General features: G+C 58.6%; 15 protein-coding genes, 2 tRNA genes and 1 pseudogene. 11 read left to right on the top strand and 7 right to left on the bottom strand.

Annotation, left to right across the window (positions count from 1 at the left end; genetic code table 11):
- The first annotated feature begins 93 nt into the window (after positions 1-93).
- The 5 genes from queE (at position 94) to nadA (ending at position 4,599) form a co-directional block, all read left to right on the top strand.
- On the top strand, positions 94-741 hold the full coding sequence (gene queE, locus NA647_RS15610; RefSeq protein WP_256058527.1) for a 7-carboxy-7-deazaguanine synthase QueE: 648 nt from the start codon (positions 94-96) through the stop codon (positions 739-741).
- Between the two features lie 61 nt (positions 742-802).
- Positions 803-1,477: a 7-cyano-7-deazaguanine synthase QueC gene (gene queC, locus NA647_RS15605; protein ID WP_256047033.1), complete on the top strand. Its 675-nt coding sequence runs from the start codon at positions 803-805 to the stop codon at positions 1,475-1,477.
- A gap of 57 nt (positions 1,478-1,534) precedes the next feature.
- Positions 1,535-1,610 (top strand) — tRNA-Lys (locus NA647_RS15600).
- 196 nt (positions 1,611-1,806) lie between these two features.
- Positions 1,807-3,303 carry an acetyl-CoA hydrolase/transferase family protein gene (locus NA647_RS15595; protein ID WP_256058526.1) on the top strand — a complete coding sequence of 499 codons (1,497 nt, stop codon included), beginning with the start codon at positions 1,807-1,809 and terminating at the stop codon, positions 3,301-3,303.
- A 237-nt stretch (positions 3,304-3,540) separates the two neighbouring features.
- The gene (gene nadA / locus NA647_RS15590) at positions 3,541-4,599 is read left to right on the top strand and encodes a quinolinate synthase NadA (protein WP_256047029.1); all 1,059 of its coding nucleotides are present in this window, start codon (positions 3,541-3,543) and stop codon (positions 4,597-4,599) included.
- A 31-nt stretch (positions 4,600-4,630) separates the two neighbouring features.
- Here the strand turns inward: nadA and NA647_RS15585 are convergent, their stop codons facing one another.
- A complete protein-coding gene (locus tag NA647_RS15585; protein WP_256058525.1) occupies positions 4,631-6,061 on the bottom strand; it encodes a M48 family metalloprotease in 1,431 nt (476 codons plus the stop codon).
- Positions 6,062-6,167: 106 nt separating this feature from the next.
- On the opposite strand from NA647_RS15585, the gene NA647_RS15580 reads away from it, so the two are divergent.
- Both NA647_RS15580 and NA647_RS15575 read left to right on the top strand, forming a co-directional pair.
- Positions 6,168-6,425, top strand: a complete 258-nt coding sequence (locus NA647_RS15580; protein ID WP_256058524.1) for a sulfurtransferase TusA family protein — start codon at positions 6,168-6,170, stop codon at positions 6,423-6,425.
- 9 nt (positions 6,426-6,434) lie between these two features.
- Positions 6,435-7,511, top strand: a complete 1,077-nt coding sequence (locus tag NA647_RS15575) for an AI-2E family transporter (RefSeq protein ID WP_256058523.1) — start codon at positions 6,435-6,437, stop codon at positions 7,509-7,511.
- A gap of 31 nt (positions 7,512-7,542) precedes the next feature.
- Here NA647_RS15575 and NA647_RS15570 read toward each other — a convergent pair whose 3' ends face one another.
- Together NA647_RS15570 and NA647_RS15565 are read right to left on the bottom strand one after the other, a co-directional pair.
- The gene (locus NA647_RS15570; RefSeq protein ID WP_256058522.1) at positions 7,543-8,016 is read right to left on the bottom strand and encodes a peroxiredoxin; all 474 of its coding nucleotides are present in this window, start codon (positions 8,014-8,016) and stop codon (positions 7,543-7,545) included.
- Positions 8,017-8,030: 14 nt separating this feature from the next.
- Positions 8,031-8,591 (bottom strand): glycine cleavage system protein R, encoded by a 561-nt coding sequence (locus tag NA647_RS15565; protein ID WP_131650219.1) that lies wholly within the window; start codon positions 8,589-8,591, stop codon positions 8,031-8,033.
- Positions 8,592-8,808: 217 nt separating this feature from the next.
- On the opposite strand from NA647_RS15565, the gene dapA reads away from it, so the two are divergent.
- The 4 genes from dapA to NA647_RS15545 all read left to right on the top strand — a co-directional run bounded on the left by dapA (position 8,809) and on the right by NA647_RS15545 (position 12,064).
- The gene (dapA, locus tag NA647_RS15560; protein WP_256058521.1) at positions 8,809-9,687 is read left to right on the top strand and encodes a 4-hydroxy-tetrahydrodipicolinate synthase; all 879 of its coding nucleotides are present in this window, start codon (positions 8,809-8,811) and stop codon (positions 9,685-9,687) included.
- A gap of 40 nt (positions 9,688-9,727) precedes the next feature.
- Positions 9,728-10,828, top strand: a complete 1,101-nt coding sequence (gene bamC / locus NA647_RS15555) for an outer membrane protein assembly factor BamC (RefSeq protein ID WP_256058520.1) — start codon at positions 9,728-9,730, stop codon at positions 10,826-10,828.
- Between the two features lie 132 nt (positions 10,829-10,960).
- Positions 10,961-11,830: a phosphoribosylaminoimidazolesuccinocarboxamide synthase gene (locus tag NA647_RS15550; RefSeq protein WP_256058519.1), complete on the top strand. Its 870-nt coding sequence runs from the start codon at positions 10,961-10,963 to the stop codon at positions 11,828-11,830.
- 144 nt (positions 11,831-11,974) lie between these two features.
- Positions 11,975-12,064, top strand: a tRNA-Ser gene (locus NA647_RS15545).
- A 272-nt stretch (positions 12,065-12,336) separates the two neighbouring features.
- On the opposite strand, the pseudogene NA647_RS15540 reads toward NA647_RS15545, so the two are convergent.
- The 4 genes and pseudogenes from NA647_RS15540 to NA647_RS15525 form a co-directional block, all read right to left on the bottom strand.
- Positions 12,337-13,660 (bottom strand): annotated as a pseudogene (locus NA647_RS15540) (OprD family porin).
- 33 nt (positions 13,661-13,693) lie between these two features.
- Complete coding sequence (locus NA647_RS15535; protein ID WP_423836485.1) at positions 13,694-14,872, bottom strand: DUF1624 domain-containing protein; 1,179 nt, start codon at positions 14,870-14,872, stop codon at positions 13,694-13,696.
- Between the two features lie 209 nt (positions 14,873-15,081).
- Positions 15,082-15,405, bottom strand: a complete 324-nt coding sequence (locus NA647_RS15530; protein ID WP_256058518.1) for a DUF2149 domain-containing protein — start codon at positions 15,403-15,405, stop codon at positions 15,082-15,084.
- The gene (locus tag NA647_RS15525) at positions 15,402-15,881 is read right to left on the bottom strand and encodes a MotA/TolQ/ExbB proton channel family protein (protein ID WP_256058517.1); all 480 of its coding nucleotides are present in this window, start codon (positions 15,879-15,881) and stop codon (positions 15,402-15,404) included. The genes NA647_RS15530 and NA647_RS15525 overlap by 4 nt, the downstream gene beginning before the upstream one ends.

The raw sequence follows: 15,881 nt of genomic DNA, 5'->3' as shown, positions 1-15,881 counted from the left end.
CCCGCCCATAGAGCGGGTTTTTTCGTTAGAATCGCTGCCCTTTTCCCGCAACGGAGGCGGATGGCCTGTTTAGCCGTCACGCCCGTGGCTGATATGCAAAATACCCTGCGAATTTCCGAGATTTTCTACTCGCTGCAGGGGGAGACCCGTACCAGTGGCCTGCCTACTGTGTTCGTCCGCCTGACCGGCTGCCCCCTGCGCTGTCATTACTGCGATACCGCCTACGCTTTCAGTGGTGGCGAGATCATGTCGCTCGAAGCAATTCTCGAGCGGGTCGCGTCCTATAAGCCTCGCTACGTCTGCGTCACGGGGGGCGAACCGCTGGCTCAGCCGAACTGTCTTCCGCTGCTGCGCGAACTCTGCGACGCGGGCTATGAAGTTTCATTGGAGACAAGTGGTGCGCTGGATATTTCCGATACCGATACTCGAGTAAGCCGGGTTGTCGATCTGAAGACTCCGGCCTCGGGCGAGATGGGTCGCAATCTTTACGAAAACATCGGTCAGCTAACACGGAACGATCAGGTCAAGTTTGTAATTTGTTCACGCGAAGATTACGACTGGGCTGTATCCAAGCTTATCGAGTACCGGCTGGATGCTCGTGCTGGCGAGGTGCTGTTCTCGCCTAGCCATCGGCAGGTAGATGCCAGGGCGTTAGCCGACTGGATCGTCAGTGACAACCTCCCGGTACGATTGCAGCTGCAGCTGCACAAAATTCTTTGGGACGATGCACCCGGCCATTGATACGCGCCGGAGTGGCTGTTTTTTGTTTCCTGAATGTGCCGGAATCTCAAGGTAAAAAGATATGACTGACAAGAAAGCCGTAATCCTCCTTTCGGGCGGACTCGATTCTGCAACCGTTGTCGCGATGGCTAAAGCGCAAGGTTACGCTTGCTACACCATGAGCTTCGATTATGGTCAGCGTCACCGTGCGGAGCTGCAGGCTGCCGAGCGGGTTGCTCGCCAATTGGGCGTGGTGGAACACAAGGTCATCGGCATGAATCTCGATGGGATAGGGGGCTCGGCGCTCACCGACTGTAGCATCGAGGTGCCGGAGGCGCCCGAGGAAGGTATACCGGTAACCTATGTGCCGGCACGCAACACCGTGTTTCTCTCGTTGGCGTTGGGCTGGGCGGAGGTGCTCGGCGCTCAGGATATTTTCATTGGAGTCAATGCCGTCGACTACTCCGGTTACCCCGATTGCCGTCCAGAATTTATCGATGCCTTCGAGCGCATGGCCAATCTTGCGACCAAGGCTGGCGTGGAGGGGCAGGGGTTTGCCATTCGTGCACCCTTGCAGAACTTGAGCAAGGCGGAGATCGTCCAGGCTGGTGCCCGTCTGGGTGTTGATTATGCGATGACCGTTTCGTGCTACCAGGCCGACGACGATGGGCGCGCTTGTGGAAAGTGCGACAGCTGCCGTTTGCGAGCTGCAGGTTTTGAGCAGGCCGGCCTTTCAGACCCGACTCGCTACCGTTAATTTTTTCCAAAAAAACTTTGATTTAATCAATCAAATCAGTATCATGCGCCCCGCATTGGGTCGTTAGCTCAGTTGGTAGAGCAGTTGGCTTTTAACCAATTGGTCGTAGGTTCGAATCCTACACGACCCACCATATTCTCCTTGGGGAGCAGAAAGCCGGAGGCCGTTAGGTCATCCGGCTTTTTTATGTTCGCAGTTCACAGCAATCAAAGCGGGTTATTTCCGTCGGTTATTAAAGGCGGTTTTCACTACGACCTTGGTCTGTGACTCAGCCGAGATTAAACGTAATAGACTGCGACCTCCCGATTGTCCGTTGGTTTGAGGCTCAAATGTATTCTGATCGCATCCGCTTGTCCTCTCTGCAGAGCAAGGTCATGAGCGCCCAAGAGGCCGCTACTCTTATTCAAGACGGCATGACCGTCGGCATGAGCGGCTTTACCCGTGCGGGTGAGGCTAAAGCCGTGCCTTTGGCGTTGATCGATCGCGCCAAGGACGAAAAGCTGAAGATCAGTCTCATCACTGGTGCCAGCCTCGGTAACGACCTGGATGGGAAAATGGCCGCAGCCGGTTTGTTGGCTCGCCGCGGTCCGTTCCAGGCGGATGCCGTTCTGCGCAAGGCGATCAACCAGGGCGAGGTGATGTTCATTGATCAGCATCTCTCCCACACCGTCGAGCAGATGCGCAACAATCAGATCAAGCGCCCGGACGTGACCATTGTCGAGGCCGTAAGCATTACGGAACAGGGTTACATCGTACCGACTACTTCCGTGGGTAACTCCGCTAATCTAGCGGTGTTCGCCGACAAGATCATTGTCGAGCTGAACCTTGCGCATAACCTTAACCTGGAAGGTCTGCACGACATCTATTTCCCGGGTGAGCGTCCGAACCGTGGTCCGATCCCGCTGACCAAGGTCGACGATCGTATCGGCACCGCCGCCATTCCGGTCGACCCGGCCAAGATCGCCGCTATCGTCATTACCGAGCAGCCGGATTCTTATTCCACCGTCACGCCAGCAGACGAAGAAACCCAGGCCATCGCCAATCACCTGATCGAATTCTTCAAGAAGGAAGTCGATGAAGGTCGCATGGCGAAGAACCTTGGTCCGATGCAGGTGGGTATCGGCAACATCGCCAATGCCGTTGTATGTGGTCTGATCGACTCGCCGTTCGAAGATCTGGTGATGTACTCCGAAGTGCTGCAGGACTGCACTTTCGAATTGATCGATGCTGGCAAGATGAAGTTCGCTTCCGGTTGCTCCATCACCCTGTCCGAGCGCTGCAACGATCGCGTATTCGGCAATCTGGAGAAGTACAAGGACAAGCTGGTGCTGCGTCCGCAGGAAATCTCCAACCATCCGGAACTGGTGCGTCGTCTGGGTATCGTTGGAATCAACACGGCTCTGGAGTTCGACATCTACGGCAACGTCAACTCGACGCATGTAGGCGGCACCAAGATGATGAATGGCATCGGCGGTTCCGGTGACTTCGCTCGTAACGCGCACATGGCCATCTTCGTGACCAAATCGATAGCCAAGGGCGGCAACATTTCCAGTGTTGTACCAATGGTTGCGCATGTCGACCACACCGAGCACGACGTGGAAATTCTCGTCACCGAGCAAGGCCTGGCGGATCTGCGTGGCCTGGCGCCGCGCGAACGGGCCCGCGTGATCATCGATAACTGCGTCCATCCTTCGTACCGCGATGCGCTGAACAATTACTTCGAAGGCGCATGCGACAAGGGCGGCCAGACTCCACATATGTTGCGCGAAGCCATGAGCTGGCACATCAATTTGGAAGAACGCGGTCATATGCTCAAAGACAAGTGATCGAAAACCGCCGGCAAATGCCGGCGGTTTTCATTTGGGTGAGCCTAAACACCCTTCGTTTGCCCCCTCGCTTTCCCTTTTGCAGACGCTTCAGCTAGTATTCCTGCCCCTTGAGCGGGCAGGGAGCGGCGGACTGCACCTCGCACTGTCTTCCTCTTTCGCCTCGTCCGATTCGAACAGGCTGGCCGGGTATACTCGGCGCTTCATGCAATAACGTGCTTTTGCAGGACCGCGAATATGACGCAGATACCCGAACGCATTCTTGTGCAGGCTCACCTGGCAGCCAAACAACCCCAGCCGCTGTCGCCCGAGCAGGAAGCGCAATTGCGCGACGATATCGCTGTCGAGTTGAAGCGCCAGAATGCGGTGCTCGTGGCGCATTACTACACCGACCCGGTGATCCAGTCGCTCGCCGAGGAAACCGGAGGCTGTGTTTCCGATTCGCTGGAGATGGCCCGCTTCGGCAACGAACACTCAGCGCAGACCGTGGTGGTCGCGGGCGTCAAGTTCATGGGTGAGACGGCGAAGATCCTCAATCCTGAAAAGCGGGTGCTGATGCCGACATTGGAGGCCACCTGCTCGCTGGACCTCGGTTGCCCGGTGGAAGAGTTTTCGGCTTTTTGTGATCAGCATCCAGAGCGCACCGTCGTGGTCTATGCCAATACTTCGGCGGCTGTGAAGGCTCGGGCTGACTGGGTAGTTACCTCGAGTTGTGCGCTGGAAATCGTCGAAAGCCTGATGGATAACGGCGAGAAGATCATCTGGGCTCCAGATAAGCATCTCGGCAGCTATGTGCAGCGTGAAACCGGAGCCGACATGCTGCTCTGGGATGGCGCCTGCATCGTCCATGAAGAATTCAAGGCGAAGCAGCTCGAAGATATGAAGGCGTTATATCCGGATGCTGCCGTTCTGGTTCATCCTGAGTCACCTGAATCGGTGATCGCTCTGGCGGATGCCGTTGGGTCCACCAGTCAGCTGATCAAGGCGGCCCAGACGCTGACGAATCCAACTTTCATCGTTGCCACCGACCGCGGCATCTTTTACAAGATGCAGCAGCTTTGTCCTGATAAGGCGTTTATCGAGGCGCCGACGGCCGGTAGCGGAGCCGCCTGCCGTAGCTGCGCACATTGCCCATGGATGGCGATGAACACGCTCGAGCGTACGCTGCATTGCCTGCGCACCGGCAGCAACGAGATATTCGTCGATCCAGCCTTGGTTCCGCGGGCGGTCAAGCCGCTCAAGCGCATGCTGGATTTCACTCAGGCTGCGCGTATCAAGCAGGCTGGCAACGCCTGACATCATTGTCCTCGAGGGTGCTGCTGCACGCTCAGCGCAGCATCTCCTCGATCATTCGCTTCTCTTCGATCAGCTGTTTCTGTCGGGCGTCGATACGTGCGGCTGTCTGAAAATTGCTCGATCGGCGCTTGGCGAGATCCAGTTGCTCGATCGCCTGATCGTAATCCCCGACCAGGGCGAAGAACTCAGCTCGGCCCTGGTGCAGCCCCAGTATGTTTCCGGTGAGTCCCCGGATCTCTGAAACCTGATACCAAATGTCCGGGTCCTTGGGGCGTGCTTCGACCAGTTTGTCCAGCTCTTGCTCGGCCTCTTGCAGCTTGTCTTCCTTTATCAGCAGATCGATATGCGTCTGGCGTACCGGGTAACTGCTGGGGTAGAGATTGAGCAGGGTCTGGGTTCGCTCGCGTGCTGCTGCCAGTCGGTTGGCGGTAATATCCAACTCGATCTGCGCCAGGTTGTAGCTGACCTCATCCGGCGACTCCGCCAGTAGCGGTTGCAGGCTGGCGGCGGCGTCCGAGAGTTGGCCACTTTTGATCTGAGCCAGCGCCAGGCCATAGCGAGCAGCATCCAGGCTTTCGTCTTCATTGAGCATGGCTCGGAAGCGCTTGGCGCTGAGACCGGGCGTACTTTCGAATTTAAGGTCGACTCGTGCACGCATCAGCTGATATCGCAGGCTGTCTTGCACGCCGCCAGCCGGATACTGTTCGGCGCGGTTTTTGGTATCGGCGATGCGCGATTCCGAAACAGGGTGAGTCAGGAGAAACTCTGGCGGTTTCTGGTCATAGCGATACTGACGCATCAAACGGCCAAACATCCGCGGCATGGCACGAGGGTCGTATCCGGCTCGTTCGAGATTGACGATGCCGATGCGATCGGCTTCTTGTTCGTTCTGGCGGGAGAAGCGTCGTTGTGCCTGAATCGCCGCGGCTTGAGTCGAAACAATCGCGGCGATGCCTGCATCGCCCGCGCCGGCAGCGGCCGCTACGACTCCCGCAAGCATCGCTGCCATCAGCGGTAGTTGCATCCGCTTTTGTGCCTCCAGGCCACGTGCGAAGTGGCGTTGGGACAGATGCGCTAGTTCGTGCGCCAGTACCGAGGCGTATTCGGCTTCAGTCTGGGCATGAAGAAACAGGCCGCCATTGACTCCGATGATTCCGCCCGGCGCGGCAAACGCGTTCAGCTGCGGACTTTCGAGCAGCACGAACTCCAGACGGCGATCTTGCAGCTGGCTGGTCTCGGCCAGGCGATAGACGCTGCGTTCCAGATAGTCTTTCAGCAACGGGTCGGACAATTGCGGAACCTGTCCGCGAAGCAGGCTGAGCCAGGCCCGGCCCAGTTGGTACTCCTGTTCTGGCGAGACGATACCTGAGCTGGAATCGCCGAGAGAGGGCAGATCATTGGCCATGACCGGCTGCGCAATCAGGCACGCAAGTGTCAGCAGGGTGGGGCGCAGCAATTTCATCCAGACTGGCTCATGAAGGCAGGAGCGTTACTGTAGCCTTGTGCCAGGGTGGCTGGCCAGGGGCGGGCGCGGGTCGGTATCCTGCGCTCCTTTCGAGGAGATGACCATGACCCAACAGACCGTGCCTGTCACCTGCGATGCCGAGCTGGATGCGGTCGGGCTGGAATGCCCGATGCCGCTGCTCAAGGCTAAACTTGAACTCAACCGACTAACCAGCGGGCAGGTACTGAAGGTTACCGCGACCGATCCGGGCTCGCAGCGAGATTTTCGTAGTTTCGCCAGATTGTCCGGCCATGCTCTGTTACGTGAAGAGGCGGATGAAGGCCTCTATCGCTACTGGCTGCGTAAGGCTGAAGGCCTCTAAGGGAAACATATGCTCAAGGTGTTGCGCAGCTGGGCCCATCGCTATTTCTCTGATGAGGAAGCGGTGGTCTTGGCTGTACTGTTGGTGGTTGCCTTTGCTGCGGTTCTGACACTGGGCGACATGCTTGCGCCGGTCCTTGCCGGCCTGGTACTCGCCTACCTGATGCAGGGATTGGTCGGCGCGCTGGAGCGCATCAGGATTCCCCACCTCGTGGCGGTCTGGCTAGTATTTTTGATGTTCGTCGGCGCGCTCACGGTTTGCATGCTGTTTCTTGTGCCTTTGGTCTGGCAGCAGGTGCTAACCCTGTTCAACGAGCTGCCACGGATGCTTGTGGAATGGCAGTCCTTGTTGCTGCTTCTGCCCGAGCGCTACCCGCAATTGCTCACCGAAGAGCAGGTGCTGCGTGGCATCGATTTCATGCGTGGCGAGGTAGGCCGCTATGGTCAGGTGGTGCTGACGTCGTCGCTGTCCAGCCTGCCATTGCTGTTAAGCCTGATGATCTATCTGATCCTGGTGCCGATTCTTGTGTTCTTCTTTCTCAAGGATCGCCAGCAGATAAGCGACTGGTTGAGCGGCTACCTGCCGCGTGAGCGTGCGCTGATTACTCAGGTGTCTCAGGAAATGAACGTGCAGATCGCCAATTACATTCGGGGCAAGGCGATCGAGATCCTGATCTGCGGCGTGGTGTCGTATGCGGTGTTCGCGGCGCTGGAGCTCAACTATGCCGCGCTGCTGGCGCTGCTGGTGGGGGTCTCGGTTGTGGTGCCATATATCGGTGCGACCGTGGTGACCATTCCCATCGCCCTGATTGGCTTATTCCAGTGGGGGTTGGGTGACCAGTTCATCTACTTGATGGTGGCCTACGCGATCATTCAGGCCTTGGACGGCAATGTCCTTGTGCCTTTGCTGTTCTCCGAAGCGGTGAACCTGCACCCGGTGGCTATTATCTGCTCGGTGCTGTTATTTGGCGGCCTCTGGGGATTTTGGGGAGTGTTTTTCGCGATCCCCCTGGCTACCTTGTTCAAGGCGGTGCTATACGCTTGGCCGCGCAGGCCACCCACGGTCCCGGTGGTGGACGTCGGCTAGAACGAGAAAGGCCGGTGTTACCGGCCTTCGCTTATTGTCGATGCAGTGCTTGGGCGGCCTGCAGAACGGCTTCGACATGTCCGGGAACCTTCACGCTTCGCCACTCCTGGCGAAGCACGCCGCCGTGGTCAATGAGGAAGGTGCTGCGGTCTATGCCCATGTATTCCTTGCCATACAGCTTCTTCAGTTTGATGACATCAAACAGCTGACAAAGCTCTTCGGTCTTGTCGCTAATGAGCTCGAAAGGAAACGCCTGCTTAGCCTTGAAGTTCTCGTGTGTCCGCAGGCTATCTCGCGAAACGCCGAAGATCAGCGTGTTGGCTTCGCTGAACTCCGGGTGCAGATCGCGGAAACCCTGGCCCTGAGTGGTGCAGCCTGGCGTGTTGTCCTTGGGATAAAAGTAGAGCACCACCTGCTTGCCCTTCAGCGTGTCGAGGCTGATTTGGGTGTCGCCAGTGGCTTGGGCCTGGAAGGGCGGAACGGGCTGGTCGATTGCTACGGCCATCACTTGTTTCCTTATCAGGGATTTTGCGGGCGCCAGGGCTCTATCAGCGCGTCCAGATTCAGTGCGTCGGCAAAATCCAGAAATTGATCACGCAGCCAGCTGATCTGCGTACCTGCCGGTAGCGTGACGGTCAGCGTCGCGTTGAGCATGGTGCCGCCGGTCTGGGGCGCCTGGTAGGTGTCGCAAGTGAGGTTTTCCAGCTCGACGCGGTGGTCGATGAAGAACTGACACAGCTCATTGAGTATGTCCGGACGGTACACCGAACTGACATAGGCTACGTAAGGGAGTGCCTGCGGGCGGGTTTCCGATGGTTCGCTGCGCACCACGTTGGTGGTGAAGTCGTGCTTCTTGGCCAGGCTCGGTAGCGCTGTCTCCATGCGGGCGAGGGCATCCCAGGTCCCGGTGATCTCCAGGACCAGCGCACAGCATTCGCCATGTCGGGTCAGGCGCGTACTGACTACGGCGCAGCGATTCTCGTTGCTCGCTCTGCAAAGTACGTTGGTGAGCGCCATAGGGTTGCGACCCATGGCGCTGATGACGAGAAACTGTTCTCGAGGTACTGAGGGGGTGGACATGCAGGTTCCTGGCGAAGATGAATCGGACGGCCAGCCAAGCCGAAAATGGCTAAGGTTAGCGAAAAGCACCGCCCGTGGGAATGCGTGTGCGGTGTGAGCCTTAAAAGCGCAACGCTGGCGTTCGATCGTTCCGACGGTGGGATGTAACCAGCGTACTCGCAAAGCGCTCAGGAGCCTTGTACCATTACGCCTCTCTTTTTCCGGCAGGAGTGGTTGCATGATCTCAGGCAGTATGGTGGCGCTCGTCACTCCCATGGACGCGCAGGGCGGTCTTGATTGGGACAGCCTGAGCAAGCTGGTGGACTTCCATCTTCAGGAAGGCACCAATGCGATCGTTGCGGTGGGTACCACTGGCGAGTCGGCGACGCTCGAAGTGCCCGAGCATATCGAGGTAATCCGCCGGGTGGTGGATCAAGTCAACGGTCGCATTCCGGTGATTGCTGGCACCGGTGCCAACTCCACTCGCGAAGCCGTCGAGCTGACTGAAAATGCCAAAGCAGCCGGAGCGGATGCCTGCCTGCTGGTCACGCCCTACTACAACAAGCCGACCCAGGAAGGCATGTACTTGCACTTCCGCCATATCGCCGAAGCCGTGGCGATTCCGCAGATCCTCTACAACGTGCCTGGGCGTACCGCCTGCGACATGCTGCCGGAAACCGTGGAGCGTTTGTCCAAGGTGCCGAACATCATCGGCGTCAAAGAGGCGACTGGCGACCTCAAGCGTGGCCAGGAAGTGCTCGATCGGGTCGGCAAGGACTTTCTTGTCTACTCCGGAGACGATGCCACCGCCGTTGAACTGATGCTGATGGGTGGCAAAGGCAATATTTCCGTCACGGCGAACGTCGCGCCCCGCGCCATGAGCGAGCTATGCGCTGCCGCCATTGCCGGTGATGCGGAGAAGGCGCGTGCCATCAACGCATTGCTGATGCCCCTGCATCAGACGCTGTTCATCGAGGCCAATCCAATTCCGGTGAAATGGGCGCTGCACGAAATGGGCCTGATGTCGGACGGTATTCGCCTGCCGCTGACCTGGCTCAGCCAGCGTTGCCAGGAGCCGCTTCGCGACGCCATGCGTCAGTCCGGTGTACTGGCCTGAACGGTATCCGGTGTACTGATCTAATAATGAAGGAACATGCATGAAGCGACTGGCTGGCCTCTCGACCCTAGCCCTGATCATCTCTGGAACCAGCGGTTGTGGCTGGCTGTGGGGAGAAGACGGATATTTCCGTGACCGTGGTAGCGACTATCTCCAGGCCCATCAGGTACCGCCGATGCAGGTCCCGGCCGATAGTGAGTTGCGCCCGATCGAGCCCTTGCTACCGATCCCCCAGCAGGTCCCCGATACCCGTGCGACAGGCGAATACGAGGTGCCGCGCCCGCAACGGTTGCTGGTCGCCGAAGAAGCCAGCGAGTTCAGCCTGCAGACGTCAGAAGATGCGCGCTGGCTAGTCGCGATGCGTGAGCCGTCGCAAGTCTGGACTGCGACGCGACAGTTCTTCACAGACAATGGCTTTCAGATTGCAGAAGAGCGCCCACAAACGGGAGAGCTCGTCACGGCCTGGCAGACGCGTGATCAACTGGCTCCAGCGCTGGTGCGCAACCTTGGGCTGGGCGATGGAGAGACCCGTATCCGGGTTCGCATCGAACCGGGCGTGCAGCGCAACACGAGCGAGATCCAGCTGCTCAGCGTTCAGCGTCCCGCAGACAGTAATGCTGACGTGGCCTGGCCTGATGCCCCAGTCAATGCCGAACTCGATCGGGTATTGCTCGACGAACTGCAGGTCGGTCTGAACAGCAGCGCAGCGCAGGGCGGTTCAGCCTCCCTGCTTGCAGAGCGTGAATTCGACGCACCGAGTCGAGTAACGCTCATCGAAGCTGGCAGCGGCACTCCGGTGCTACAACTTGATACTGACTTCAACCGTGCCTGGTCAAGTGTGGGCCGGGCACTGGCTGCAAGTGACATCCTCGTCGAGGACTTGGATCGCAGCGTCGGTGTCTACTACATCAACCTGTCGGAAGGTGCGGAAAATCCGAACGACGAGCCGGGCTTCTTCTCCCGCTTGTTTGGCGGGGCGCCGGACCGTGAAGAGATCGAGGCGCGCGCGGAGCGTTATCAGGTCCGTGTGAGCGATGTGGCCGGCAACATTCAGGTGACGCTCGACAAGAACCTCGACACCGTCGCGCCAGCCGACGTCGCGCGGCGCGTGCTGAACATGCTCAAGGACAGCCTGGACTGAGATATCGCTCAGTCCACTCCAGCCAAGCCAGGCGAAACCCCCTCGGTTTCGCCTGTTTCGTTTTATGACAGGCCTGCCGTTACACTGCCGTCCCGCGCAACGTAACGAAGGTTCGGAACCGCGAGAATCGAAATGCCTACTTCCAATGCCCTCAGCCTGAAGAAAATCTATTCCGGCAAGGTTCGTGATCTGTACGAAATCGACGACAAGCGCATGCTCATGGTCGCTACGGACCGGCTCTCAGCATTCGATGTGATTCTCGCCGAGCCAATACCTGAGAAGGGCAAGATCCTCACGGCGATTTCGAATTTCTGGTTCGAGAAGCTTTCCGCTCTTGTACCCAATCACTTCACTGGCGACAAGGTCGAGGACGTGGTCTCAGCGCAAGAGCTGCCATTGGTAGAGGGGCGTGCGGTGGTCGCCAAGCGCTTGAAGCCGGTTGCCGTTGAAGCCATTGTCCGTGGCTATATTGTCGGCTCCGGCTGGAAGGAATATCAGAAAAGCGGAACCGTTTGCGGCATCCAGCTGCCGGCAGGCTTGAAGGAAGCAGCTAAACTGCCGCAGCCGATCTTCACGCCATCGACCAAAGCCGCCGTCGGCGATCACGACGAGAATATTTCCTTCGAGCAGTGTGAGGCCGTCATTGGCAAGGAGTTGGCGGCCCAAGTGCGGGATATCTCCATTGCGCTGTACTCGGCAGCCGTTGAATACGCCGCAACCCGTGGAATCATAATCGCCGATACCAAGTTCGAGTTCGGTCTCGATGAAAACGGCAGTCTGACGCTCATGGACGAAGTGCTGACTCCCGACTCCAGCCGCTTCTGGCCTGCCGATAGCTACCGGGAAGGCAGCAATCCGCCAAGCTTCGACAAGCAGTTCGTTCGCGACTGGCTGGAGTCCACCGGCTGGAACAAGGAGCCGCCAGCGCCTCCGGTGCCGGCTGATGTCGCCCAGAAGACCGCAGACAAATATCGCGAAGCCCTGACTCGGTTGACGACCTGATTACAGCTTTTGACTGGAGCGGAGTGGGCCGCTTCAGCCATGACAAAAGCGTTAGGGGTTTAGCGCAACATCCTGAATAGCGAGCGAAAAAACACCTTCCTGGGGTTCGACAATCGCCCGCGAACTGCTATGATGCGCGCCGCTGGAGAGATGCCGGAGTGGCCGAACGGGACGGATTCGAAATCCGTTGAACAGGCAACTGTTCCTAGGGTTCAAATCCCTATCTCTCCGCCATTATTGAAAAGACCTGAAAGCCCCGCCGCGCTTAGTGTGTAGCGGGGCTTCTTCTTTTTCTAAGCCTGGTTTGGGCAGAATTGGGGCAAGAACGCACATTCCAGCCCGCCCGAAGCCGCCCTATGCCGATCTGAACTCCACCATCTGAGAGACGCTCACAGCCACGCTTTTGTATCGGCGGGCATCTGTCGTCCATGGTGCTTCTTCACCGGCGCCGAGCCGCCGTGCGGTCTGCAGTCGGATAGACCGGCAGCCTCTCACCGCGCTGCGGACTAGAACGTTCCTTGGATGGGATACTCGACCGCCAAGCGAATCTGGTCGGCGTCCAATTCCGCCTGATCGGTGTTGCCCCGATGCACTGCATAACGGGCGCTGAAGGTCATCCCTTGGGCGGCCCCGTTTTGTACGACGTAACGGGCTTCCAGGTCACGCTCCCAGTGCCGTCCGTTACGGCCGTAGCCCAAATAGGCATAGCCACCGCTGGGGTCCACATCGCTACCGTCGATGCCACTGCCGCGAATATATGCTGCGCTGAAACTCAAGCCGGGGATGCCGTATGCGGCCATCGCCAGGTCATAGCGTAGTTGCCATGAGGCTTCATTCGGCCCGTTGAAGTCAGACAGCGCCACCGCGTTAGTGAGGTAGATGGCACCGCGGGTGACGTAATCGAACGGCGTATCTCCATGCACCTTCTGGTAGCCCAACGAAAAGCGATGGGCACCGTGCAAGTAAGTACTCATCAGGCTCCAGGTCGTGTTGTCGATAGCGCCCGAGCGTGCTTCGCCGGTGTCCTGTGTGCGGTAGAGATTCAGGTTAAAGGACAACGCCTGTTCGTCATCGATCGGCCATGCGTACACACCGCCCAGGTAATGCTGCCGCCAGGTTTCGTCGTATTGTGCGCTGTAAAGGACGAAGGTCGAGGCGCTCCATGCCGTCATAGCTGCCGCCCAGGAAGTCGAACGAGTCGCCTTGTCTCCCGTTGGAGTAGTTCACGACGAACCCACGCTCGTGGCTGCTGGCATTGCGGTCGGTACTTTCGGTGAAATGACCGCCGTTGAGGGTCACGTCACTCCATTCCTGGCTGGTTACCCACCACCCCGTCGCGGTTTCGGGCAATAGGCGGCTGTCGGACGAACCGAAGACGGGCGTCTTCACTCGTTGCTCGCCGTATTTCAGCACTGTGGATGACAGACGCAGCTTCGCCGCTGCACCAGCGCGCCCATAGTCATCCTTGGGATGCCCCTCGTTATCCACCGAAAGCAGACGAGCCTTGCCAGCGCGCCCACCGCCGCTGTCCAGCTTTACCCCCAGATAGGCGTGGGCATCGAGGCCGAAGCCGACCGTGCCTTGGGTGAACCCAGAGGCGTAGCTGCCCATCAGCCCGTAGCCCCATTCCTCCGCCAGGTCACTGCGCTCGCCGCGCGGTTTAGCTGCATTGCGCGCGGCCCCGTTGAGCCCGCCGTGGCGGTAATCACGACGGTCGTAGACGGTGCGGTTCAGCACGTTCCATGTGCCATCTTCGATGAAACCGGCCGCCTGCTCCTGTGCGCCAGCACACGCCGCCAATGGCAGGCATGAAAGCGACATCACCCGCATCCAATAACTGGTTTTCCTGTTCATCACCAAGCCTTAGAAGTATTTCAGCCAGGCGATATCGCGACGGCGCTGCTTGAGCTGCGCGAACCAGCGGGTCGGAAAATAAAGTGCTGCCGACAGCATCACAGCCCATAGCCAGATACCGGCGAGGCTATCGAAGCCGTAGTAGTTGCCTTGATTCAGACCCCAGATCTGCACCGCGATCAGGTAAAGCGCCTTGAGTACCAGCAGGTGAAGGACATAGAAGAACATCGGCGCGCCGCCATACAGCGAAAGCACCTTCAGCACGGGACGCCCTTCGAGTTGCTGAAACCAGGCGAGCAGCAGAAAGCCGACGGCGATGGTTGGCATCAGGAACATAAGGGAAGGCGGGTATTTGGTAAGCGACATGAAGCTCATGAAGGTGCGCACGCCGTTTTCCATGGCGCTCCAGGGCTTGTCGCCATAAACGTTCAGGTAGCGGATCAGGACGAAACCCACGAGCAAACCGACTCCCCACATCAACAGGCGGCGGGCACGCTGCGCCGGATCGGCATCGCGGGCAAACCAGGGGCCGGCGCAGTAGCCAAGCGCGATGAGACCGATCCAGGGCAGGATGGGGTAAGTGGTCCGTGCACGCGTGTGCTCGGTGATTTCGATAAAGGAACGCTGGTGCAGGATCGACCAGATCTCGAAGAATGGCGAATCCGCTGTGAGCACGATGCCATCGAGCAGGTTGTGGCCGGCTACGATCACCAAGCCCAGCACCGCCAGCGCGGCACGCGGCATGTGGATAAGTGCGGACAGTACGATCATGCTCAAGCCGATTGCCCAGATGACCTGCAACCACAGGGTCGGCGGTACGAAGGTCGCGTTCCAGGCGAAGTTCACCAGGGTCAGTTCGAGGAACACGAGGAATACGCCCCGCTTGAGCAGGAACGTCGACACTTCGCTGCGGCTGTGGGATTGCCCGTACAACCATGCGGAAAGGCCGGTCAGGAATACAAAGACCGGTGCGCAGACCATGCTGCTGATACGCGTGAAGAACAGCTCAGGTGGCGTGTTGACCGGATCCATGGGGTCGCCTACCTGAACGTGCAGGAAAAAGGTCTCCCGCACGTGGTCGACGAGCATGAACAGCATGACCAGCCCACGCAATGCGTCGATCGCAAGCATTCGCGTGCGTACCTGCGTCTTGGCATGAAGGGATGAAAGCGTGCCGGCTGCGGGCATCGTGGCGGCGGCGTTAGTCATGTAAGCGCGTCCTGGATATAAAGCGGGACGCGAAAGTTATAATATAACAAGACCGTTTGGAATGGCTGTTCGCCAAATTTTCGACCTGGCCCCGCATAAGGTTCGACTACCCGGTAGGCTATCGGCACGATACCGATGCGGCTCACGAGGATTGGCCTGTCTTCTTTTGCCTAAATCACGGTTAGAAATCACTTAACCAATGCATTCTCCTCGGGCACATAAATCATCCTTCCGTCGTTCAGGCGATAGGTGATTCCAGCCTTGGCGCCCTGGCCCTCGCCGATTTCCCCATTCGACTCATATTGCTTCAACTCCTGACCGTCCTTGATCAGCATGCGCATGTTCGCTTCGCCCGGATTTTCGATAACCACGACCTTCTCCTGGCTGAATGGATTGAGCGGGTTCTGCACGATGACGATGAGCAGAATGCCGATCACCACCAGGAACAAATCGATCAGGTTGACGACTGACAGCAGCGGGTCATCGTCGTCGTCATGGTCGAGAAATCTCATCGGTACTGTACCCCGGCGCGCTCGATGGCACGCAGCTCCTGCAACAGCCAGCGGCGCCGAACGGTGAGAATGAAGAAGGTGACGCTCGCTGCGATGAGCGCGAGGATCACCGAGGAGAAGGCGACCACCAGATTCTCGCCGATGCCTTTTGCATCGCTCTGGGTCAGTGCCAGCAGGGCTGGGCCCATGGGAATCATCGTCGCGACCAGCCCCAGCATCGGCGCGCTGCGCGAGGTTACGCGCAGCCATTCCAGGCGTTGCATGATCCAGAGCTCGAGGTCATCGCTGGTGCCACCGTTTGCCGCTTGGTGCGCGGCGAGGACGGAACGATAGCGGCCGTTACGGCGTTGCCAGGCCTCCATGGCGAAGCTGCCCAATGCCAAAAAGGCATAAGCCAGCGCGGCCAGGATCAATAGCAGAACGGGTACGAGAAAGATGCGTGTCAGTTCGTAGAGACTGGTTTCAAGTGCATTCAT

The sequence above is a fragment of the Stutzerimonas stutzeri genome, assembly GCF_024448985.1.
Lineage (GTDB): Bacteria > Pseudomonadota > Gammaproteobacteria > Pseudomonadales > Pseudomonadaceae > Stutzerimonas > Stutzerimonas stutzeri_AP.
Note: the sequence above shows the minus strand (reverse complement) of the source record. Positions and strands in the feature narration are given on the sequence as shown.